Raw genomic sequence first — 22,517 nt, 5'->3', positions numbered from 1 at the left:
TGAGGGAGGATGTCAATTGCGTTTTTTTACGGTGGAGTGAGCAATTCTTGACTCAATGGTAAACTCTGGTATCTCTGCCAGTTCGGCTTCACTCAAACTATATTGTTCACAAACTAAGCTCAAACGATTTCCTAGTGTTTTTACTGCATTAACTGAGTGCGTTAAATCACCTTGGAAGTAAAGCAAAGTATTTACCTGTGGTTTAATTTGTCCCAGTTGGCGTTTGTGCGACTTGAGTACCAGTTCTCCGCCCTCCATATTCTCTGGTAAGCGCACATAAAGGACACTGACAAACATAGGTGGTTCGATGGTTTTGCAGTAGGAACGCAAGGAGCGATCTATATGAGGATCGACACGGGAACCTTCCTGAAGTTGTAAGGGATTAAGGTAAAAAGCATTACAACTTGGTTGGAGAGCTAAATCTAGATATGGCTTGAAGTAAGGGAATTTGTGTTCTACTGTGGGGATGTGCGATCGCTTGAAGACAACAGAAAAGCCTTTAGTCCCGACAAAATCACGGTTGAGGTTATTGACAGCAAAGTAAGGACAAGCCTGGATTTCTCCCCACAAGTTGTTCAGGTAGTCGCCGGGGAAGGCGTTGAGTTGTTGTTGATAGTGTTTCACTGGGGATGTGAGAGAAATATATGATAAGTTGTTAATTACAGTGGAAATTCATCGCAAAATTTGGTCAATCATCCGGTTAGCTTGGGAAGCATAACCACCACCAAATAAATTGAAGTGATTGAGTATGTGATACAAGTTATACAGTGTTTTTCTTTGCTCATAACCTGCATCTAAAGCAAACACCTCGTTATAACCTTGGTAAAACCCAGCGGGAAACCCACCAAATAATTCTGTCATGGCGATATCTACTTCTCTATCGCCAAAATAAGTTGCAGGATCAAATATCACAGGTTCTCCCGCAACAGTACACCCAGCATTCCCACCCCACAAATCACCATGCACTAAGGATGGTTGCACGTCATGACCGGCTAGTAATTCAGGAATAGCCGCCAGTAATTTATCTTGTTTGGGAAAACTACCCCCTCGTCGTCTGGCTAACTGAAATTGATAACTCAGGCGATGTTGTGCATAAAATTCTCCCCAGTCTGCTGTCCAGGTATTAATTTGGGGTGTGGAACCAATTGTATTGTTAATTTTCCAACCAAAACCTTTGCTGCTAGTAGCTTTGTGCATCGCCGCTAGTTGACGTCCCATTTCTGGGGAAGATTTGCTATTACTACCTCCCATTTCTAGCCATTCCAAGACGATATAGCCAGAATTACCAGATGTACCCCAGCAAATCGCTTTGGGAACACGAATGCTATTTGTCGCTAGCATTTCTTCTAAGCCCAGCGCCTCAGCTTCAAACATCGCCACTTGAGATGCTTGATTGAGCTTGACAAAATAAGTCTGCTCACCATCAGAGATAGCATAACCTTGGTTAATACACCCACCACTGACACTACGCTTGTGCTGAGTTTGAAATTTTTCGCCAGTTACTTGGCTGATATGAGTATCAATTTCAGTCCACATCTTTAAATTGGGAGTAGGGAATAGGGAGTAGGGAAAGTCAGGCTAACTTTTTACACCCTGCACCTCTGCTTCTTATCCCCTACTCACCACTCCCTAATTTAATATGGTTTCAGCACAACTACACCATAAGCTTCTGGACATAGGTACTGATTTGCAGCTAAGAGTAAATCTGTTGCTTCTTGACTTTGAATATGATTTGGGTAGTTAAATGCAGGTTCTAAGTCTCCAATCATCGATTGATAGTAACCATATAAACCAGCGCGATCGCCTGGGGTTTCGTTACCAAATATAAATCTGTTGGCTACCCGTCGCCGCACACGCGCAATTTCTTTTTCTGAGATTAACTCTGTTTGTAGTGTCCGGATATGTTGGGTGATCGCTTCTTCGACGGCTGATAAATTTTCTACTTCACATTTAGCGGAAATATAAAATGTCCCTTGCAGTAGATTACTCATATTGCTCACAGCAATGGAAGTGACTAATCCCCGTTCTTCGCGCAAATCCCGCACAAATCTTGATGTGCGTCCATGTCCTAAAATTCCTGCTAAAACATCTAAACCATAAATATCATCTAATTGCCCCAACCCTGGAACCCTCCACACCATAACTATCCGTGCTTGCTGAAGACTTTCATCAATAAATTCTCGCCGGACAATTTCTGTAAACGCAGGTTCAGGATTAACCTCTACCTGGTGACTGTTAACTGTTAATTGTTGACTATTAAAACCTTCAGCCACAGTTGCAATTAATTCTTCCACAGGTAAATTACCCACAGCTACCGCCGTAATTGACTGGGGTTGATACCAATTAGCATGAAAATCACGCATTTGTTGAGCTTTGAGTTGGGAAATTACCTCTTCTGGCCCCAACACCGCACGGCGATAAGGTAACTTTTCAAACGCTGTCTCCATCGCTCTTCTAAATGTCCGCCGCCGGGGATTATCCTCAGAACGTCGAATTTCTTCTAAAACTACTAAACGTTCCCGTTCAAAGGCATCATCAGGAATACTGGGATTAAATACTACATCTATTTGTAGTGGCGCTAGCTCGGCAAAATCCTTGGGAGCAGTGGTTATATAGTAATGAGTATAGTCTTGGCTAGTGGCAGCATTAGTAACAGCACCCCGCTCTTCAATTTGACGTTCAAATTCACCGCTAGCTAATCGCTCTGTTCCTTTAAAAATCATATGCTCTAAAAAGTGAGCCATCCCGTTAATAGCATCAGATTCTACCGCCGAGCCAACATTGATCCACAAGCTGAGATTCACAGCTTCCACTGGCATTTGCTCCGCTACTATGGTTAAACCATTAGGTAATTTGTGTAGCGTTGGAGCATTAATCCGCGGAAATTTTAGTAAGGTTGAGGCCATGGGTAGTAGGGAGTAAAAAGCTTTGTTACTCTTTCATCTTATCTACCAATTCCAACAGCATCTTGATCTGGTTAACTACAGGAATTGAGAGTTTGTTTAAGATAATTATCAACGCATATTTTTGTATAAAAAAGCACGATAGCATTTGTCTATTTATCTATTATTTTACGTAATTTTGATAAAGAAGGCAGCATTTATGAAAAATTACGTAAAGCAAGACATGAAAATCTTGATTCTTTTTGATATGTATGCAACCATAATCATTAATTAAACTTTACTTAATCTTAGCTTAACTTAAAGGCTTCGCTGAATCAGTGTCTAGTATAATTCTGGTTAAACAAGCAACATTTAATTAAAAAAATAATTTGTTTACCCAAACTAATGTTTGAGATATTTTCTAGTGTTAATTAAGTTTATATTTATCAACATTTTAGTCAGTCTGTGTAATTTGATAATTTTTCATCAAGGTAAAATCATGCCAATTTAAACAAGCAAACTTTTTATTATTTCCAGGATTGTTCACAACTTTCCTGATGATCGATGATTTATTTTTGCTTCATGGAAATATTTTTCATCAATTAGGTATTTCCGAAAAGTTAGTTTATCTATTTTACATGTTAGGTTGCTTATTTCTTGCTGTAAAAACCAGGGAATTTTTCAAGAAACTGAAGTTGTAATTTTATTAGCTAGCATTTTTATTTAACTGTATCTTAATCTAAAGCTTTGCTAAATTTCAGCTTCTAGTATCACTGTGGTTCACCAAGCAACAGTTAAGTTAACAAAAATAATCTTTTTAACCTCAATCATTAGTTTTTGAGTTAATTCTTATCTATTTATCAGGTATTTTAGTCAGTCTGTGTAATTTAGTAATGTTCCATCAAGGTAAAAATATGCCTATTTAAACAAATTTTTTGGATACATAAAGAAAATAAATTTGGAGATGATCATGATAAAAAATTTAATTCCTTCTAGCCAAACAAATTTCCCAGAGCAACTTAAAATTGTTATTTTCACATTTTTAGCAACTGTTATACCATTTAGTTTAATTGTTCTAATTTTTAAATCAGTGGTAAATGATACGATGGATTTGTTAACAAGAGATCCATTATCAATTACTAATGCACCTTTCTACACAGGTTTTTTTTCAAATATTGGTATATTATTGTGGTGTTCTTGTGCGGCAATTTGTCTGTTGAGTTATGCAGTAGTAAAACAAAATAATCGCTATAGGGAATCATCTAAGTTTTTATTATCTTCAGGATTGTTCACAACTTTCATAATGCTCGACGATTTATTCTTATTGCATGATGAAGTTTTTCCTCAAATGGGTATTCCCGAAAATTTAATTTATCTATTTTATGCATTAATTACTATATTTTTTGCGGTAAAAACCAGGAAATTTGTCAAAAAAACTGAGTTTGTTATTTTATCTGCTGCTGTAGGATTTTTGGCATTCTCACTGCTGCTTGATGCAATCTCTCGTAACGAATTTAATAATAAACTAGAAGATATATCAAAACTAATAGGTATTAGTCTTTGGCTTATTTATTTTACAAGGTTATGTCTGCGAGAACTACGTAGCATAGTTCGTTTATCCTCTGCTAATGAAAAATAGAAGCCATCGGCTAGCACTGCTGCGTGGAAGCCAAAAGGCTTTTATTTGGAAATTTTCAACAGCCCAAAAACTTAAGTTCAAGAGTGCTGAGTAGAGTTTCGTTTCCTCATTTCTGACTCAGCTTTTTTTTGGTAAGATTATGAGTAGTAATGTTAAGAATTGTAAAATTTATTATTAATGTCCAATATTTCTACTCACAAAACCAAACCCCGTGTTGCTGTCATCGGTGCGGGGATAGGCGGACTGACGGCTGCGGCGTTGTTAGCCCATCGGGGTTACAGCGTTTTAGTTCTTGACCAAGCCCTGGTTCCGGGGGGTTGTGCTTCTACATTTAAACGCCGCGGATTTACCTTTGATGTCGGTGCAACTCAGGTAGCAGGATTAGAACCAGGGGGGATTCATCACCGCATATTCTCAGAATTAGCCATAGATTTACCTGAAGCCACACCTTGTGACCCGGCTTGTGCGGTGTATTTACCTGGGGAAAGTACACCGATTAATGTTTGGCGTGACCCCAAGAAATGGCGAGAGGAACGCCAACGCCAATTTCCCGGTAGTGAACCGTTTTGGCAAATGATGGCGGTGTTATTTGAGGCTAGTTGGCAATTCCAAGGACGTGATCCGGTGCTACCACCGCGTAATTTATGGGATTTGTGGCAGCTGACTCAGGCGGTGCGCCCCAGTACATTAATTACTGTACCTTACACCTTATTTACAGTTGGCGATGCTTTAAAATTTTACGGACTAGGTAATGATTATCGCCTGAGGACGTTTTTAGATTTGCAATTAAAACTGTATTCCCAAGTTAACGCCGAAGAAACAGCATTACTTTACGCTGCAACGGCGTTGAGTGTCTCACAATTACCCCAAGGGTTATTTCACCTCCAAGGTAGTATGCAAGTACTAAGCGATCGCCTGGTTGCATCCTTAGAACAAGATGGCGGTAAGTTATTCATGCGCCACACTGTAGAACAGATCAAAGTAGAAAAAAACAAAGCCCATGCTGTGGTTATCCAAAATCAGCAAACAGGGGAAGTCTCGACAGAAGTTGTAGATCATATAGTTGCTAACGTCACAGTGCAGAACTTAGTGCAACTATTGGGCGAAAAAGCACCATCTGGGTATAAAAATCGTGTGGAAAAATTACCCCAAGCATCGGGTGCATTTGTAGTGTATTTGGGTGTAGATGCCAGCGCCATACCATTGGATTGTCCACCACACCTACAATTTATGTATAATGCCAATGGCCCCATAGGCGAGAATAATTCTTTGTTTGTTTCCGTTAGCCATCCGGGAGATGGACGCGCACCAGAGGGGAAGGCGACAATTATTGCTTCAACCTTTGTCGATCCTGTCCCGTGGTGGTCTACCGACAATTATCAAAGACTCAAACAGAAGTATACAGAAGATGCGATCGCTCGTCTTTCACAATATTTTTATTTAAAACCAGAAACCATCATTCATATAGAAGCCGCCACACCCCGGAGCTTTGCTCATTACACAGCCCGCGATCGCGGTATCGTCGGCGGTATAGGTCAAAGAATACCCACCTTTGGCCCCTTTGGCTTTGCCAATCGTACACCCATCAAGCATTTGTGGTTAGTGGGTGACTCTACCCACCCAGGAGAAGGTACCGCTGGAGTCAGTTATTCAGCATTAACAGTTGTCAGACAAATAGAAGCAGAATCTTCGCACATATATAAATGAGTATATTCTTCTAGTCCCTAGCCTCTAACCTCTAACCTCTAACCGAAAAACACTGTAAGTGACATCCTCATAGTAATTTGGATGTAGGTACTCTTGCTGTGCTATCAACTAAGATAAGCTGGATACATGAATTACGAAACAGCTCGCAAACTCCTCGTAGCCCAGACATTAACAACTGAGGAAAACCCAGATGCTTTATTAATGCGAATGAAACTGGGAAAACCACCAGTACCCGGTCAGATAACTTCGATTTTGTTAGCGTTGAAGGTGGTGTTTGAATCTATAAAAAATGCACCTAATCTCGATCGAGAATTAGCTTTTGCTCTTTATCAGCTAGGTGTCAAGGCGCAACAGATATTTGTTGCTGGGCGCAAAGCAGGAGTTGATTGGCCACCTCTATTGAAGGAAGATTTACTCAGAATTTCTTTAGCTACAGAAAGCATCTTTTCTGGTGTTTGGCAAACCCCTTCTCCTATGGGATTAGGAGGATTATAAGGTGAATTGGCGACTTGCCGCAGGCTGGGTTCAGCCGAACCCACAGCAAACGCCAACTATTTAACGAGTTCGCAATTCAGATTCCAACTTATCAAGGTCAGCTTTGAGTAAAACCGTCATCTGACCTGTGAAAGCTTTACCTCCTTGGGGTTGGGCAATTTCCAGCCAATAGACATAGCGATCGCCTACACGTAATTCCCCTCGTAAAGCTTCCCTAATAGGCGTTCTAGCCATACGAGCCGAGTTAATGGCACTCTGGTTAGGATATTCGTATACTATTTGAGCGCGATTAAAGTCTTGATAGATATCCAAGCCATAAATCACCCGCAAAGATTCCTGGAGACGCTGAAAAGTCATACCGTTAATGGCATCATACATTGTCAAGCGTTCATTGCGAATCCGGCTCCGGTCTTGAGTTAATGCCACCCTACCCGGAGGTAACACAGATGCTTGAAAAGTGAATCGTTGAGCAGCAGTATCACTTTTTTGGATAAACAATTTCTCGCCAGGTCTAGGGCGGAGTGTAGGATGTGCTTTAATCCAGGTAGTTACTTCTTCTGTACTGTAGCCTGGTAACGCATCAGCTTTGGAGTCAAACAATATTCCCACGCACAGCCAGGGAACTAGAGAAAAAGGCAAAATCAAACGATTAAATAGAGATTTTTTGAGCATGTTCCTATTGGGGACTTACATGGAAATTTCCCCATTCGGGGGTAACCATAGTTTTCCCGTTTTCCCGGAAGATTATTTCATCGGGTAACAAGCACTTTTTAACCATTAAGGCGTATAAAAAATTTTCAACTAGTTATGTATATACCGCAATCACCTTACATAAAATACCGGAACGTAGGATTTTTCGGTTCTTATCAGCAATTAAGCAAAATATATCAACGTCAAATTTAGAATTTTCGTAATCACGTATTTCTACTTATAATAAACATTTATTTTGCTCGATATCATGAAAAATTAATGTTTTGTAGCCTGCTAATTACAGTCTGGTTTCTGAGACCGCGCTATACAAAATTGCAAAAATTGGAACTATTGGTTATTTTATTTTGAATCTACTCATATTTGCATATATCTTCCTGTAGATACGCTCAAGAGTGTCCAGCGTTTAAATTAACCAGTAATAGGATGCAGTAAATTAATAATTCATGAGTGACAAACAAAACTTAGAAGAACAATTACTATCGCAAGAAGCTAAACGCAGGCTATCTCAAAAACTAGATGGATCTGAAAAAATTGATGTAGATATACAAACTGATATCTTGCAAATCGTTCAGGGACAAGCTGATGGGGTTTCCGTTGCAGGTCAAGGATTGGTAATCCAACCAAATATTCGCGTGCAAGAAATACAACTGGAAACAGATAGTATTGCGATCAATCCCTTAGGTGCTATTTTTGGTCAAATTGAACTAAATGAACCAGTTAATGCCATTGCTCGTATTGTACTCACCACAGCGGATATTAACCGCGCCTTGACTTCAGAATATACGCGCAGCTTGGCACAAAATTTTAACTTAGATATAGATGGCGAAATTATCAGTTTTGACCCGCAACACATTGAATTATTTTTACCTGGAAACGGCAGAATAGGATTGAATGCAAAACTATTAATAAAATTCCCAACAAATACTCACCTCTTAGGTGCAACAGTAATTCTTCACCCCAGAACAAATTCTCAACCTATAATGCTAGAAAGTGTCACCTGCACTGAAGGAGAGGGAATTTCTGTAGAACTAATTTTAGCATTCATCCAAAAAGTCAAAGAACTAGAAGATTTACCATATTTTAAGTGGGAAGATATAGCATTTAGAATCATCGATATGCAAGTTTTAGAGGCAAGTGTGATCCTTTTAATAGAAAGTAATGTCAAGCAAATATCGGAATCACAAATTGAAATAATTAACAATATTAAATAATTCTCAAATATGATATTAATATTAATTACAACCATTTACAATAGTATTAAATAATCTATTTATTGCAACTTCAAAATATGCAAGAGTACGATGTTGTCATTATTGGGGCGGGACATAACGGTCTAGTTTGCGCCGCTTATTTGCTAAAAGCTGGGTATAGTGTCCTGCTATTAGAAAAACGTTCAGTTCCCGGAGGTGCTGCTACTACTGAAGAATGTTTACCAGAAACTGCACCAGGGTTTAAATTTAATTTGTGTGCCATTGACCATGAATTTATTCATTTGGGACCCGTTGTTGAAGAATTAGAACTGGAAAAATACGGGTTAGAATATTTGTATTGTGACCCAGTTGTTTTTTGTCCTCATCCTGACGGCAAATATTTCTTAGCACATAAATCACTGGAAAAAACTTGTGCAGAAATTGCCCGTTATAGTGAAAGAGATGCTCAAAAATATGCAGAATTTACAGACTATTGGCAACGAGCTTTGGGTGCGATGATTCCCATGTTTAATGCACCACCAAAGTCAGTTGTAGATATTTTTGGCAATTATGATGTTAAAAAACTGAAAGATTTATATTCAGTCATTGGTTCCCCAAATAAAACCCTCGACTTTGTGCGTAACATGTTGACCAGCGCTGAAGATTTACTCAACGAGTGGTTTGATTCAGAATTTCTTAAAGCACCACTAGCAAGGCTAGCAGCAGAACTCGGTGCGCCACCGTCGCAAAAAACCATCGCCATTGGTGCAATTATGATGGCCATGCGTCATAACCCTGGTATGGCCAGACCCCGCGGTGGAACTGGCGCACTGGTACAAGCCTTGGTGAATTTGGTCACAAGTAAAGGTGGCGTAATTCTCACAGACCAGCATGTAGAAAAGGTCTTAATTGATGATGGTAAAGCAGCAGGTGTAAGAGTAGCTGGTGGTAGCGAATATCGTGCTAAGTACGGTGTAATTTCTAATATCGATGCCAAGCGGTTATTTTTGCAAATGACTGATAAAAGTGATATCGATGCAGCAGACCCAGATTTATGGGAAAGATTAGAACGCCGCATTGTTAATAATAATGAAACTATTCTCAAAATAGATTTAGCATTAGATGAACCTCTGCATTTTCCACACCACGAACACAAAGATGAATATCTTACTGGGTCTATTTTGATTGCCGATTCTGTTCTTCACGTTGAACAAGCCCATAGTAAATGTACCTTGGGTGAAATCCCCGATTCAGACCCGTCAATGTATGTGGTCATACCTAGCGCCCTTGATCCAAGTTTAGCCCCACCAGGCAAACATACCGTATGGATTGAGTTTTTTGCTCCTTATCAAATAGCGGGTGCAGAAGGCACAGGTTTAAAAGGTACGGGTTGGACAGATGAATTAAAAAACAAAGTTGCAGACAGGGTGATTGATAAATTAGCAGATTATTCCCCGAATGTAAAAACAGCAACTATCGCCCGTCGTGTAGAAAGTCCCGCCGAATTGGGAGAAAGATTAGGCGCATACAAAGGAAACTACTACCACGTTGATATGACATTAGATCAAATGGTGTTTTTCCGTCCTTTACCAGAATTAGCTAATTACAAAACACCAATTGAAAATCTATTTTTGACTGGTGCGGGGACACATCCAGGTGGTTCAATTTCCGGAATGCCAGGACGTAATTGTGCGCGTGTATTTTTGCAGGCTAAACATCCCATTGCTCAAGGTTTTAGAGATGCAAGGGATTCCATTAAATCAACTGTAGAGTCAGTATTTGGAATTAGTTAATTTAACTAATTTCGAGGAATTCTCAATGATAGGTGCAAAAATTTCCGAAGATCCCCCCAAATCCCGTCGGGGATGCGCCTTCGGCTGAGAAAAAGGGTGACTTTGATTCTAATTCCGCTTTTTTAAGGGGAGCCAGCGAGGTGGGCGGGTTTACCAGAATTAGTATTTTAGGGTGCGTTACGCTATCGCTAACGCACCCTACTGGACTGTTTCAGAAATCAAACCGGATTCCTATATATATCCAAAGTAATAAAATCTTTAAAAAAAACTATTACTTAAGGTAGAAAGAAAACATAGTCCAAGTGTGAGGTTTTTCTTGATTAGCTTATAGAGAATGAAAACGTACAAATAATTATGTATATATTTACCGAGTTGTTTTGATAATGCCATGATATTCACCATTGGTGACTACGTACTAAATCAACAAACAGGGCATTTAGGTAAAGTTATTGGTTACGGTCATAAAGTAATTAATAATATACAAATTGTAACTTTAAAAGTTTTAGTTGCCGAAACTGCCAACTCTGAAAAAAGAGAATTTATAGTAGAAGATAAAATTTCAGCCTGGAATCGGTGGTCTATCGTTTAAATTTTGACATCATGTATATTAAAAATATAGAGAGTTTTAGGTAATTTTGATTGATTATTAATTTTTAATTTTTTACATATATCAGCTAATTATTAATCATTTCACAACTAATTTATTTTAGATATTGTTTATGGTTCAAGATATCATTTTTTGTCTACAAGAAGCAGCTTTAAATTTGATACTTAAAAAGTATTCTGCTCCCCGTGAACCTGCCGAATGTTTCATCAATCCTCCCTGTGGTTGTGCTAATCCAGGGAAAGAGGTGAAGTGTGAAGACTGCCCTTATTTGGAAGCTTGCTTGTCTAATTTTAAGGTCAGTCAACCCCGGCATTTAAAAATACGCCAGTTCCCTTAAGAGGTAAGCCCAGGAAAAAAAGAGGACACTGGGGTGTAAAAGTGTGTATTAATATTAGTCGATGATCAGCGTTTAATCAGCGTTTAATTATTGAGGCGATCGCCCTACAGATGATCATCGAAAAGTATCGTGGCACAATTGCCGTTAACTCCATACTGCGTGCAGGTACAGGGTTTATTATTACCTTACCAGTCCTAGCTCAGAAAAATATTTAACGAAAATGCGAAATTCCCGGCTAAAAACTATCTTAATCTACGCTTTATTAGCTGCGATCGCCTTGTTGACATTATTTCCTTTACTGTGGCTCATCAGTACAGCCTTAAAATCGCCCACAGAAAATATTTTACAGTCACCACCGCAGTTATTACCTAGTGAACCCACACTGAATAACTTTGTGCGGGTTTGGCAATCTCTACCTTTTGCCCAGTACTTATATAACAGTACCTTAGTAGCAATATTGACAGTAGGCTTAAATTTATTCTTTTGTGCTTTAGCGGCTTACCCCTTAGCTAGATTGTCATTTGTCGGACGAGACTCGATTTTTATGGCCATTGTCGCCACGATTATGATTCCGTTTCAAATCGTGATGATTCCCTTGTATATTTTGACAGTCCAGCTAGGGTTGCGAAACACTTATCTTGGTATCATTTTTCCCAGTTTAGCCTCTGCTTTCGGCATTTTTTTACTGCGGCAAGCTTTTATGGGTGTACCCAAAGAATTAGAAGAAGCCGCCCGCATGGATGGCAGTTCTGAGTTAGGTTTATGGTGGTTTGTGATGATACCAGCAATTCGCCCGGCATTGGTAACCTTAGCTATTTTCGTCTTCATTGGTGCTTGGAGCGACTTTCTTTGGCCTTTAATTGTCATCCAAGATGAAAGCTTATATACCCTACCTTTGGGAGTAGCAAAATTGGCAGGTACATTTTCTCTAGATTGGCGTTTAGTAGCGGCTGGCTCGATAATTTCTATTGCTCCAGTACTGTTATTATTTTTATTTTTACAGCGCTACATTGTACCTACAGAAACTGGTAGCGGGGTCAAGGGTTAAAGAGAAATTGCCAGCTTATGAGGTTGTGGCAATATTAATAATTAGTGATGTTTCCACGCCTTTACGCGTAGATTTAATGTTAAAAATATAGTATGGAATATGTTAGAAAAAATTTCTACATCCTAGCATATTATTACTGAATATAATGAACTCTAACAATGCTGCTGATTCGTCATCATCCGATTCCATTGATATTCAGGCATCGACACAGAAGCAGCAAGATGCAAGCAATCAATTATTTCCTATCGTCGGCATTGCCGCATCGGCGGGGGGATTAGAAGCATTTACGCAGTTACTGAGTCACTTACCCATCGATACCGGGATGGCATTTGTACTGATTCAGCACTTAGATCCCAATCAAAAAAGTCTGCTGACTGAGATTCTGGCGAAAACAACCCAGATGCCAGTTCATGAAGTACAGAATGGGATGTCTGTAGAACCGAACCAGGTATATGTGATTCCGCCAAATACGAAGATGACTCTGGCCCAAGGATTGCTGCAACTCATTCCCCGTGAGAAAATTCAGGGTAAATATATGCCTGCCGATGCTTTTTTTACTTCCTTAGCGGACGAACTAGGAAACAAAGCCATCAGTGTAGTCTTATCTGGAAGCGATGGCGACGGCTCACAGGGTTCAGAAGCAATTAAAGCTGCCGGCGGCATTACCTTTGCTCAGAGTGAAGCCTCAGCACAATTTCGTGAAATGCCTAACGCTGCTGTTAGCACTGGTGATGTGGACTTCATCTTATCACCACAAAAAATTGCTGAGGAACTAGCTCATATTGCTCGCCATCCCAACGTTAAACGTCCAATTTCCTCACCAAAAGTGGAGCCACTCTCTGAAATTGAGGAGGCTTTGCCTGTAATTTTTGCTTTGCTTACTACTGCTACTGGGGTGGACTTTACCCACTACAAGCGAAATACCCTCAAGCGGCGAATTGCTCGGCGGATGGTGCTGTACAAGTTAGAAAGCCTGGAGGATTACATCCAATATCTCCAAAATCATCCAGATGAAGTGCAAGCACTGTACCACGAAATTTTAATCAGTGTCACCAGCTTTTTCCGTGATCCGGAAGCATATCAAGCTTTGCAGGAGCGAGTATTTCCAGTAATCACCAAAGGGAAGTCAGTTGATTTACCCATTCGCATCTGGGTGTCAGGTTGTGCAACTGGGGAGGAAGTTTACTCTATTGCCATTTGTCTACTGGAATTTTTGGAAAATGTACTTCCCAAACCTGCTATCCAAATTTTTGCTACAGACATTAACGAGACAGCAATTGAAAAAGCCCGCACAGGCATTTATAAGCACAGCCAAATAGTTGATATTTCGCCAGAACGACAAAAACGGTTTTTTAACCAAGTAGAAGGCGGTTATCAAATCAGCAAGTCAATTCGTGAACTTTGTGTCTTTGCTAAACAAAACTTAATCAGCGACCCGCCATTTTCCAATCTGGATTTAATAAGTTGTCGTAATGTGCTGATTTACTTAGAATCCTTTTTGCAAAAGCAGGTAATGCCGATTTTTCATTACAGTCTCAAGCCAACTGGATTTTTGATGTTAGGCATTGCAGAAAGTGCCGGAGAATTTTCCAACTTATTTACTTTGGTAGATAGAAAACACAATATTTATATCAAAAAATTAATACCTACTCCCCTTAACTTTAATTTTACGCCTAGCAACTATCCCGTAGCGAAATTAGCTCCTCACAAGTCCAAAAATCAGAAGCCTTGGAATATTGCTGACTTAAAAAATCAGGCTGACCAGATTGTTTTAAATCGCTATGCCCCAGTGAGCCTACTGATTAACGACAATATGGACATTTTGCAAATTCGAGGAGAAACCAGTCCTTATTTGAGACCAGCCCCTGGTGATCCTAGTTTTAATTTGTTCAAAATGGCACGAAAAGGACTACTAGAAGAGTTACGCACTGCCATTCATCAAGCGAAAAGACAGGATATTTCCGTCAAAAAAGAAGGAATACAGATCGAAGGAAACGACCCATCTAGAAAAGTTAATGTTGAGGTGATTCCATTCCAGCCTGACTCTATAGAAACTCGCTGCTGTATCGTCTTATTTGAGGATGTACCTGCCTCAACTCAACTAAGTCCAGTCACATCTAAAATTTTAGAACCAGCTGGTACAGAAGAAATACTCCAACTCCAAGAAGAACTGATAGCCACTAAACAAGAGTTGGTTGCTACTCAAGAATATTTGCAATTGATTACCCAGGAGAATGAAGGCACCACTCAACATCTCAAAGTAGCGAATGAAGAAATCCTCTCCAGCAATGAGGAACTACAAAGCACTAATGAAGAGTTGCAAACAGCTAAAGAAGAGATTCAAGCAACTAATGAAGAACTGCATACAACCAATCAAGAACTGTACAGTCGGAATTACGAATTACACCAGGTCAATAATGACCTCTTGAATTTGCTCAGTAGTGTGAATATCCCCATCCTCATACTGACCAACGATTTGCGGATTCGCCGCTTCACTCCTACAGCACAGCGCTTATTAAATCTGATTCCCACAGATGTGGGACGACTACTGAGCGATATCCGCTCCACCATTGACATACCTAATTTAGAGTCATTGCTCATAGAAGTGATTGACACCTTGACTGTCAAAGAACTAGAAGCACAAGACCAACAGGGGCATTGGTACAATCTGCGAATTCGACCTTACAGAACTACAGAAAATCAAATTGATGGCGTGGTGATGGTATTGATGGATATTGATGCCCTCAAACGCAGTACCAAGCAGCTGCAAGCAGCCCTTGATTATGCGGAAGCTGTGGTGGAAACTGTGCCAGAGCCTTTAGTAATTCTCAATTCTGACTTACGAGTCATCAAAAGCAATCGGGCTTTTTATCAAATGTTTCAGGTAACACCCGCCCAGACAGAACAGCAATTGATCTTTGAGCTAGGAAACGGTCAGTGGAACATTCCCGAACTGCGATCGCGCCTGGAAGAAATTTTCAGTGATAATACTCAAATTCAAGGTTTTGAAGTTTGCTGTGACTTTGAGAAAATTGGTCAAAAAACTATATTGCTCAATGGTTACAAAATCCTGGAACCAGGAAATCAGCAGATGATTCTGTTGGCGCTCCATGACATCACACAACAGCAGCAATTTGAGGTGGAACGGACACAGCTATTGGCTCAAGAGCAGTCAGCACGTCTGGAAGCAGAGGCATCTAATCGAACTAAGGATGAGTTTTTATCTATTCTCTCCCATGAACTCCGCAACCCCCTCCATGCCATTCTGGGATGGTCTCAGTTACTCCAGGAGCAAAAGCTTGATGCGGCTCAAATGAATCGGGCAATTGAGATGATCCAGCGCAGCGCCCGCGCCCAAAGCCAAATGATTGAAGATATCCTGGATGTGTCGCGGATTACAACTGGCAAACTCCGTCTGAATAGTTGTCTCATTGATCTCGCCCCTGTGATTGAGACAGCCCTGGAAGTCGTCCGATTATCGGCTGAGGCTAAAAATATTCAAATTGAATGCCAACTGCAACCAGCCATTGGGAAGGTGTTAGGGGATACGGATCGCTTGCAGCAGGTAATCTGGAATTTGCTTTCTAATGCCATCAAATTTACATCTGTTGGGGGACGTATTGCTGTCACACTACAGCAAGTTAACTCCCAAGCCCAGATTCAAGTTAGTGATACGGGTGTGGGTATCCCTGCTGACTTTCTGCCTTATGTTTTTGAGCGCTTCCGCCAGGTTGACAGCAGTAAAACTCGTACCAATCCAGGACTGGGGATAGGACTTTCCCTTGTCCGTTATCTAGTCGAACTTCACGGTGGTACAGTTTATGTAGAAAGTCCAGGTGAAGGACTAGGGACAACTATCATCGTTAGGCTACCACTGAACGCCAATATTGAAGCGCGTTCGTTGCCTAGTGATCCAGAGGTGATAGATTTTTCCGGGGAGATGAAACTATCCACTGATGAAATTCCCTCATTGGAGGGCTTGCATATATTAGTTGTAGATGACGAGGCCAATATCCGTGAGTTAATGGTGACTATACTGCAAACTTACGGGGCTGAAGTAACTGCTGCCAAATCTGCTGACGAAGCGTTCTCGACACTCACCAGCCAACCTGGGATGTATGATGTACTATTATCTGACCTGGGGATGTCGGGTCAAGATGGCTACAGTTTGATCCGGCGAGTGCGATCACTGAGTGCTGAGTCCGGGGGACAAATTCCCGCAGCAGCACTGACAGGGTACATTAGTAGCAGTGATCTTGAAAAGTCTAGGTTAGCAGGTTTTCAAATGCACATTGCTAAACCCATCGAGATAAACAAACTGGTATTCATGGTTGCCGACTTAGCTGGACGAACCAACAAAGATTAAAAATTTTGGCATATCTGCGTTAGCAATCAAGTTACACAAATTGTCATTCATCTATATCTAACGATTGATTTGCCCGAATTGCCCCAGAACATTGCCAATCACTAGGCATAATTGCCGGCCATCCCCGGCGTACCGCCTCCGGACAAATAGTATAAATTGTTAATTGACAGTCGATTAATTCCAATCCCGATTTTTCTACCTGTTTTGATGCTTGCTTGAGGATGGAATTGTTCTCAAATTCAATAGTCATATTACATTGGGCGCAAACCATATGATGATGGTGATGAGGAGAAGCAGTATTTAATTCGTAGTGCTTATGTATTTCTGCTAACTCTAACTCTCTGAGAATACCCATACGTGTCATTAACTTGAGAGTGCGATAAATGGTAGATAAGCTAATATTCTCGCCACGCTTATTCAGCAAGTCGAAGACATCTTCCGCACTCAAATGTTTACCCCGAGAGAGATTCTGAAACACTTGCAAAATGATTTCCCTCTGTGGAGTTAGTCTCCATCCTTTGGCATTTAGTTCGGCTTTTAATGAAGTCGTAGTATACATAGTCGCAATTAGTCTTTAACTCTCAGTGCTTATTGAGAATAATAGTCTTTATTTAGATATTTTTTCAATAAGCTTAGATCATTTTGGATATGAAATTGAGGATTTTTGAGGGAAAATTCCTTTGGGAATCTGGGTTATGTAATCTCTCTGTGATATTCAGTGTTGGCAAAAATTGTATAAGTTTATATGGAACTAAAAGCGAATGCCACTGCGGTAGTAGGGAAAATTCCTCAGAACACAGTGGCATTAATAAAATGTGGGTTCGAGAGAACCTAACCCTTTCCCTTGTAAGGTTGGGGTAAAAAATTTATCAAACTGGTTTAAACAACAGGCTTTGTTTTACTGCTTTTGGCAAATTTGATGGCGGCTGTACAAAATCCCCATGCCAACAACCCAAGAATGGATCTGTGTTCTGGAACTGGTTTGACGATTTGCCCATCGAAACCAGCTAGTAGGGTGATCTCATCACCATAAACACGGCGCTCGGTACGTACCAGATTGTAGTTTGAATCGAGGATAGGAAAGCTATATACTGGCGACAGTGTAATCTTGGCGTAAGCGCTTTCCCCTTCACCAACTCGTTCCACATTTACTTCCAGATGACCATAGTGTTTGCCGCCATCGACTAATTGCAAAGCACCTGCCATTTCCTGCCAAAATTCACCTGCGTTTTGGTCAGCAGTCCATTGGCTGAAACTGTTGTATTTCAGCAGGGGGTCACTCAAGCTGGAACCATCGCGTTTTTCACCACGTAAGCCGTCACCGGATACACCGACATCATAGTAATACACACCAATGCCGTCGCCGTTTTCATCCACGAAGCTACGCTCAAACATTTCGCTATGCCCAGATAATACAGCTAAAACACCGTATTGCTCGAACATACTCTGATATTGGCGCATGGGTGTACCACCTTGACCCGTGGATAATTCATGGTTCATTGGTTGTCCATGTTCACCACTGCTGTAGGGTGCGTGATGGAACTGTACGAAGATGATTTGACCTTGGTTCCGGGCATCCTCTAATTGTGCTTCTGCCCAGTTCCACTGGGGACTACCGGGGTTAAAGTCGGCCAGATCAGTGCCGCCAGCCGCCTCATACTGTTCACGGGTGTAGTTTTCTTGGGTATCGGTACCAGGGCCAGTGTAATCGCGCCCGCTGATTTTGGGTGATTGTTCTTCACCACCATAGTTACTCCGGCGATCGCTTGGTTCACCGTTAGAACTGTCTAGGGTGATGATGGTAATGGGGCCATAGTCGATGCGATAGTAGTTGTCTTGATGTTCTGGTGTCCCGTTGTCAGGGGCATCAAAATATACATGATACTTGTCACGGCCAAACTTCGGGCCAAAACGCCCATCAGGGTCAGTGCCATAACCGCCATTGAGTGCGCCAAAATTTTCCCAATTACCCAAGGCGGGAAGTAATGGATAGCGGGAAAGTCCACTGTCAAATTCGCCGGCATTGTGGCGAAAAAATTCATCCCAACCAGGTTGATAGCCACCGCCTTGGACTAAATCGCCGGGCATAACTAAAAAGTCTGGTTGACGGCTGTTGACTATTTCTAAGTTGTGTTTGTAACCTTCGGTTTCTGTCAACGCATAACGTAGGGTTTGTGACCCACCACTACCTGCTGTACCGAAGGTGTTAGCCCATTGACTATCGCTCAGTTCTGGGCGCATGGCCGAGTTATCTGCTAAAGCGCCCGGTTGCCATTCACGGTAGTAGAGCGTCCAGCCGGCTCGGTTTCGCTGTCGGCCATGGCCATAAAACGGATGCTAGTCCAGTCGTCTTTACTGGGAGCAGTTTTAAAGTTGGAATTAAAAACGCTTGACCCTTGGGTGACTGTATATTCGTAAGTTGTTCCCGCCTGTAGTCCCCGCACATCCACAGTATGTTTATAGTTGTTGTCACTCAGTAACCAAGAGCCTGGGGTGAGTCCAGAAATATTTTGGTTTTTCTCGGCAGTGGTGTAGGCAAGTTCTGGCTGGAAATTAGGAACACTAGTAAATGTCAGGGGATTGTTCAGACCAGGCCCAGTTATTGTCAGGGTACCAGCCGTATCTTTTTCAGTGAACCAAGTAAAATACATGCCATCTGTGGATGGTCGCTGTAGGTAGGGATTAACGCGAAAAGTCCCTGCCGTGGATGGCGAGGCGATCGCCGCAATTAATCCCGCCGCAAGTGTGAAGGCGATGGCAACTTGTGTAAACTGAGTCTTTTGTGGACTGTGCATTGGTCTAACTCCGATTGGTATCCTGGTAGTTCAGCTGGGCACTGACAGTTATTTACTGCTTACAGTACGATTGTGAAGACCAGGTTAAATGCACAATACTTCCGGTTTAAGAATTGAATCAGCCGACAATCTACAGCCGACAACCTGGACTATCACTAATTTCATCAAAAGTGATCAGTTTTAAATGCTCAGGGTTATCAATAAACTGTTTTGCTGCTATAAATCCTGCAATACTCCAAGTTTGATAAAGCCGTGCTTCTTTGCCAATGAGACGACCATTTTTTCCATCGTAATATTCTGGGTATTTATCCTGAATCAACCGCTGTTTAGCCACGGCGATCGCTTGTTGAGCTAGTTCTACTCGACCTGTTTTTTCGGCGGCGGCGGCAAATAACCACAGGAGGACGGGCCAGTTACCGCCGTTGTGATATGACCAAGCCCTATTTTTCGGGTCACATCCGGTAATCATGCGCCACTCTTCATGTTCTAAGGCGGGATAGCAGATTTTTACTGGCATCTGACCGATTAAATCTTCCCAGCGATTAGCAAATAAATTCATGATGCTTTGAGATTCTGCTTCGCTGGCTAACGAAGACAAAATAGCCATGAGATTTCCCAGAGCAAAAAAACGAAAGTCCATGCGTCCTGGGCCCAAATTACCTGCTAAATATCCGCCATCTTCGGGTAACCATTCAGTTAACCAATGGGGAATGGCTTCTGCGTAAATATTGAATTTGTTGGCGACTTCTTTGCCAAATTCTTCACCTTTATAGCGATAAATTTCGCTTAATCGCTGGAAGTCTATCCAGTAATAATTGCGGACGTGATACTTCAAAGCACCCAAGCGGCTATTCACCTTATTGATATATTCTTCGCCATTGCCTTCTGGGAGCAATAATTCTCTAGCCGCAATCATGGAGGCGTAAAATAATACTTGAATCTCTAGTGGATGTTCGTAGACTCCCATGCGCCGATCGATCATAAACGCGCCATCGGGAACCAACATGGTGGGGTACATGGAAAACCGATGCACCAAACAAAGATCCAAAATCAACTTAATTCCAGCTTGAAAGTCTGGTTGACGCGCCAGTTCTACATCACCTGTAGCTTTTTCGTAAGCCCGCAGGAGGATTAGCCACCACATACAAGAATCAATGGGCGGGACACGAGCGATCGCATGTTCCCCAAAATCAGCAACTAAAATTTCTTCATCACCATCATGCACTACTTTAAAACTGGCAGGCATTAATCCTTCCCCTGGTTCAAAGCAGTCCATGTATTTCTCATGGCTTTGCATTTTTAGGGTTTCTACTAAGAAATTGCGGACAATTTCTGGTTTTCCTTCCATGAGAAACACCAAAGCTGAAGACACAAAATCTCGGAAGAAGCATTGGTCATAATTTAGTGTATTTAATTCTGGATCATGGGCTGCTACTGTGCCAACCGGTTTTCCTTGGTAATAAAATATGGAGTCTTCTAGCAGTTTCCAGGCTTCTGGATCTAGTTGATAATATTTGTTGGTGGATGGAGCCATTGTTTAAGTATTCAGAATTCAATATCTGAGGTAGGAAGTGGGAAGTTGCGAATTAGTAAATTATATTTTTGAAGGCGATTTTTATCGCAAATACTGTCACAATAAAGGTTTAAATAGTAATCCTAAACGTCCCCTAATTCGTTCGGTAACAGAACGCTTTTTCCAGTGTAAATGAGTAATATAACGGCTATTCATCAGCGCATTTTCAAAAAAGCTATCAACTTTGTTGATGAGTTCCGGTATGTTAGTGGAAACGTTTAATTCATCATTATGAATATAACTGCGTGGATCAACATTTGCGCTACCAGCACTCACCCAATGATGATCAATTAAAATGACTTTGGCATGATTCATACTAGGTTGATATTCGCAAATTTGCACTCCAACTTGTAGAAGTTTGTCATATAATTCGCGGGAGGCAAAATACGTTAGGGGTTTATCATTTTTTCTTCCCATTGTTAAAATACGCACATCTACGCCCTTTTTTCTGGCTTTCATCAATATATTACGTGTATTAACATCGGGCAAAAAATAAGGGCTACTAATCCAAATCCGCTCTCTAGCTGCCAGCAGGCTGACTTGAAACAGCATCTTCATTGTTGATTCATTTAGCTGAGAAGTACTATCTTTAATATACAGAGTTGTTTCTGATTCTGGCTGTGACTGAATTAGGTCTTGTCCCAAATCTACAGTTCCACCAACATAGGCCCAATTCTGCATAAACTGGCCTTCCAGAATACTGGCAATTTCACCAGAATAACTAATTTCCATATCTAACCAGGGAGCTTCATGGGCTGCGCTCAACCTGAGTCCATCGCCAATGTCAGGATCACCATCCCATTGATCAGAAACTCCTGCACCACCTAACATTGCTTGTTGACTGTCCAACAATAACAATTTGCGGTGGGTACGAGAATTATATTCTAGAGGCGATCGCCAATTAAATTTTCGGAAAAACTGGACTTGTACACCTGCTTTTCTTAATCTTTGCCAGTACTTATCTTTAATGGCTTTTGTGCCATAGTCATCTACTAAAATTTGTACTTTTACTCCTGCTTGGGCACGTTCAATTAAAGCGGTGGCAAAATCATCAGCACGGCGACCAGGGGTCATGTAATATGTTTCAAAGCGAATTGTACGTTTAGCATTACGAATTGCCTCAAGTCTAGCCGCATAAATATCATCTGGCCCCACCCAAAATCCGGTTAATTGTCCATTGGTGGTGACAGCATTAGTTAATCCGACTAATAACAAAGGAAACCGAGGATCTTCCACGCTGGGAACATTGATGATTTTATACTCAACTTCTTCTCGGAAAGATCCCCGCAGGTATAAAAGGACTAAAACGAGCATTAATAAAAAGATAATGCTACCGCCAATATACATAGAATTTTATTTGTTTTCTGAGTTCAT

The 22,517-nt window shown here is 41.1% G+C and carries 17 protein-coding genes; 8 read left to right on the top strand and 9 right to left on the bottom strand.

What is annotated here, in order from left to right; genetic code table 11:
- Positions 1-12: 12 nt before the first annotated feature.
- From ACM0OT_RS02030 to ACM0OT_RS02020, 3 genes are all read right to left on the bottom strand, one after another.
- On the bottom strand, positions 13-624 hold the full coding sequence (locus ACM0OT_RS02030) for a 2OG-Fe(II) oxygenase (protein WP_414546001.1): 612 nt from the start codon (positions 622-624) through the stop codon (positions 13-15).
- A gap of 48 nt (positions 625-672) precedes the next feature.
- Positions 673-1,536, bottom strand: a complete 864-nt coding sequence (locus ACM0OT_RS02025; protein ID WP_414562306.1) for a fructosamine kinase family protein — start codon at positions 1,534-1,536, stop codon at positions 673-675.
- 98 nt (positions 1,537-1,634) lie between these two features.
- Positions 1,635-2,906 (bottom strand): M16 family metallopeptidase, encoded by a 1,272-nt coding sequence (locus ACM0OT_RS02020; RefSeq protein ID WP_414562304.1) that lies wholly within the window; start codon positions 2,904-2,906, stop codon positions 1,635-1,637.
- Between the two features lie 946 nt (positions 2,907-3,852).
- Between ACM0OT_RS02020 and ACM0OT_RS02015 the strand changes: the two genes are divergently transcribed.
- From ACM0OT_RS02015 to ACM0OT_RS02005, 3 genes are all read left to right on the top strand, one after another.
- Positions 3,853-4,521, top strand: a complete 669-nt coding sequence (locus tag ACM0OT_RS02015) for a hypothetical protein (RefSeq protein WP_414562302.1) — start codon at positions 3,853-3,855, stop codon at positions 4,519-4,521.
- Positions 4,522-4,698: 177 nt separating this feature from the next.
- Positions 4,699-6,228, top strand: coding sequence for a C-3',4' desaturase CrtD (gene crtD, locus ACM0OT_RS02010; RefSeq protein ID WP_414562300.1), 1,530 nt, complete (start codon positions 4,699-4,701; stop codon positions 6,226-6,228).
- A 126-nt stretch (positions 6,229-6,354) separates the two neighbouring features.
- The gene (locus ACM0OT_RS02005) at positions 6,355-6,723 is read left to right on the top strand and encodes a Dethiobiotin synthetase (RefSeq protein WP_414562298.1); all 369 of its coding nucleotides are present in this window, start codon (positions 6,355-6,357) and stop codon (positions 6,721-6,723) included.
- A gap of 60 nt (positions 6,724-6,783) precedes the next feature.
- Here the strand turns inward: ACM0OT_RS02005 and ACM0OT_RS02000 are convergent, their stop codons facing one another.
- On the bottom strand, positions 6,784-7,395 hold the full coding sequence (locus tag ACM0OT_RS02000) for a hypothetical protein (RefSeq protein ID WP_414562296.1): 612 nt from the start codon (positions 7,393-7,395) through the stop codon (positions 6,784-6,786).
- 482 nt (positions 7,396-7,877) lie between these two features.
- Between ACM0OT_RS02000 and ACM0OT_RS01995 the strand changes: the two genes are divergently transcribed.
- From ACM0OT_RS01995 to ACM0OT_RS01975, 5 genes are all read left to right on the top strand, one after another.
- Positions 7,878-8,645, top strand: coding sequence for a DUF2993 domain-containing protein (locus ACM0OT_RS01995; RefSeq protein ID WP_414562295.1), 768 nt, complete (start codon positions 7,878-7,880; stop codon positions 8,643-8,645).
- Positions 8,646-8,707: 62 nt separating this feature from the next.
- The gene (gene crtO / locus ACM0OT_RS01990) at positions 8,708-10,417 is read left to right on the top strand and encodes a beta-carotene ketolase CrtO (protein WP_414562293.1); all 1,710 of its coding nucleotides are present in this window, start codon (positions 8,708-8,710) and stop codon (positions 10,415-10,417) included.
- Positions 10,418-10,805: 388 nt separating this feature from the next.
- The gene (locus tag ACM0OT_RS01985) at positions 10,806-11,006 is read left to right on the top strand and encodes a hypothetical protein (RefSeq protein ID WP_414562291.1); all 201 of its coding nucleotides are present in this window, start codon (positions 10,806-10,808) and stop codon (positions 11,004-11,006) included.
- A 575-nt stretch (positions 11,007-11,581) separates the two neighbouring features.
- Complete coding sequence (locus ACM0OT_RS01980; RefSeq protein WP_414562289.1) at positions 11,582-12,409, top strand: carbohydrate ABC transporter permease; 828 nt, start codon at positions 11,582-11,584, stop codon at positions 12,407-12,409.
- A gap of 145 nt (positions 12,410-12,554) precedes the next feature.
- Positions 12,555-16,775, top strand: coding sequence for a chemotaxis protein CheB (locus ACM0OT_RS01975; RefSeq protein ID WP_414562287.1), 4,221 nt, complete (start codon positions 12,555-12,557; stop codon positions 16,773-16,775).
- A 43-nt stretch (positions 16,776-16,818) separates the two neighbouring features.
- Here the strand turns inward: ACM0OT_RS01975 and ACM0OT_RS01970 are convergent, their stop codons facing one another.
- The 5 genes from ACM0OT_RS01970 to ACM0OT_RS01950 all read right to left on the bottom strand — a co-directional run bounded on the left by ACM0OT_RS01970 (position 16,819) and on the right by ACM0OT_RS01950 (position 22,490).
- Complete coding sequence (locus tag ACM0OT_RS01970) at positions 16,819-17,334, bottom strand: Fur family transcriptional regulator (RefSeq protein WP_414562285.1); 516 nt, start codon at positions 17,332-17,334, stop codon at positions 16,819-16,821.
- Positions 17,335-17,654: 320 nt separating this feature from the next.
- The gene (locus tag ACM0OT_RS01965; protein ID WP_414562283.1) at positions 17,655-19,016 is read right to left on the bottom strand and encodes a metallophosphoesterase family protein; all 1,362 of its coding nucleotides are present in this window, start codon (positions 19,014-19,016) and stop codon (positions 17,655-17,657) included.
- Positions 19,017-19,030: 14 nt separating this feature from the next.
- Positions 19,031-19,570 carry a fibronectin type III domain-containing protein gene (locus ACM0OT_RS01960; RefSeq protein ID WP_414562282.1) on the bottom strand — a complete coding sequence of 180 codons (540 nt, stop codon included), beginning with the start codon at positions 19,568-19,570 and terminating at the stop codon, positions 19,031-19,033.
- A 130-nt stretch (positions 19,571-19,700) separates the two neighbouring features.
- Positions 19,701-21,104, bottom strand: a complete 1,404-nt coding sequence (locus tag ACM0OT_RS01955) for a glycoside hydrolase 100 family protein (RefSeq protein WP_414562280.1) — start codon at positions 21,102-21,104, stop codon at positions 19,701-19,703.
- Between the two features lie 96 nt (positions 21,105-21,200).
- Positions 21,201-22,490: a phospholipase D-like domain-containing protein gene (locus tag ACM0OT_RS01950; protein WP_414562278.1), complete on the bottom strand. Its 1,290-nt coding sequence runs from the start codon at positions 22,488-22,490 to the stop codon at positions 21,201-21,203.
- Between the last annotated feature and the right edge of the window lie 27 nt (positions 22,491-22,517).

Source organism: Anabaena sp. CCY 9613, from assembly GCF_963920895.1.
Taxonomy (GTDB): Bacteria; Cyanobacteriota; Cyanobacteriia; order Cyanobacteriales; family Nostocaceae; genus Cyanocohniella.
The sequence above is the reverse complement of the archived record's forward strand: the minus strand, read 5'-3'. Positions and strand labels throughout refer to the sequence as shown.

What these genes read in the sequence shown, in the direction of transcription:
- ACM0OT_RS02000 (WP_414562296.1), bottom strand. Translation starts at nt 7,395, where the DNA reads ATGCTCAAAAAATCTCTATTTAATCGTTTGATTTTGCCTTTTTCTCTA.
- ACM0OT_RS02005 (WP_414562298.1), top strand. Translation starts at nt 6,355, where the DNA reads ATGAATTACGAAACAGCTCGCAAACTCCTCGTAGCCCAGACATTAACA.
- ACM0OT_RS01975 (WP_414562287.1), top strand. Translation starts at nt 12,555, where the DNA reads ATGAACTCTAACAATGCTGCTGATTCGTCATCATCCGATTCCATTGAT.
- ACM0OT_RS01960 (WP_414562282.1), bottom strand. Translation starts at nt 19,570, where the DNA reads ATGCACAGTCCACAAAAGACTCAGTTTACACAAGTTGCCATCGCCTTC.
- ACM0OT_RS01995 (WP_414562295.1), top strand. Translation starts at nt 7,878, where the DNA reads ATGAGTGACAAACAAAACTTAGAAGAACAATTACTATCGCAAGAAGCT.
- crtD (WP_414562300.1), top strand. Translation starts at nt 4,699, where the DNA reads ATGTCCAATATTTCTACTCACAAAACCAAACCCCGTGTTGCTGTCATC.
- ACM0OT_RS01950 (WP_414562278.1), bottom strand. Translation starts at nt 22,490, where the DNA reads ATGTATATTGGCGGTAGCATTATCTTTTTATTAATGCTCGTTTTAGTC.
- ACM0OT_RS01985 (WP_414562291.1), top strand. Translation starts at nt 10,806, where the DNA reads ATGATATTCACCATTGGTGACTACGTACTAAATCAACAAACAGGGCAT.
- ACM0OT_RS02015 (WP_414562302.1), top strand. Translation starts at nt 3,853, where the DNA reads ATGATAAAAAATTTAATTCCTTCTAGCCAAACAAATTTCCCAGAGCAA.
- ACM0OT_RS01980 (WP_414562289.1), top strand. Translation starts at nt 11,582, where the DNA reads ATGCGAAATTCCCGGCTAAAAACTATCTTAATCTACGCTTTATTAGCT.
- ACM0OT_RS02025 (WP_414562306.1), bottom strand. Translation starts at nt 1,536, where the DNA reads ATGTGGACTGAAATTGATACTCATATCAGCCAAGTAACTGGCGAAAAA.
- ACM0OT_RS01970 (WP_414562285.1), bottom strand. Translation starts at nt 17,334, where the DNA reads ATGTATACTACGACTTCATTAAAAGCCGAACTAAATGCCAAAGGATGG.
- ACM0OT_RS01965 (WP_414562283.1), bottom strand. Translation starts at nt 19,016, where the DNA reads ATGCGCCCAGAACTGAGCGATAGTCAATGGGCTAACACCTTCGGTACA.
- ACM0OT_RS01955 (WP_414562280.1), bottom strand. Translation starts at nt 21,104, where the DNA reads ATGGCTCCATCCACCAACAAATATTATCAACTAGATCCAGAAGCCTGG.
- ACM0OT_RS02020 (WP_414562304.1), bottom strand. Translation starts at nt 2,906, where the DNA reads ATGGCCTCAACCTTACTAAAATTTCCGCGGATTAATGCTCCAACGCTA.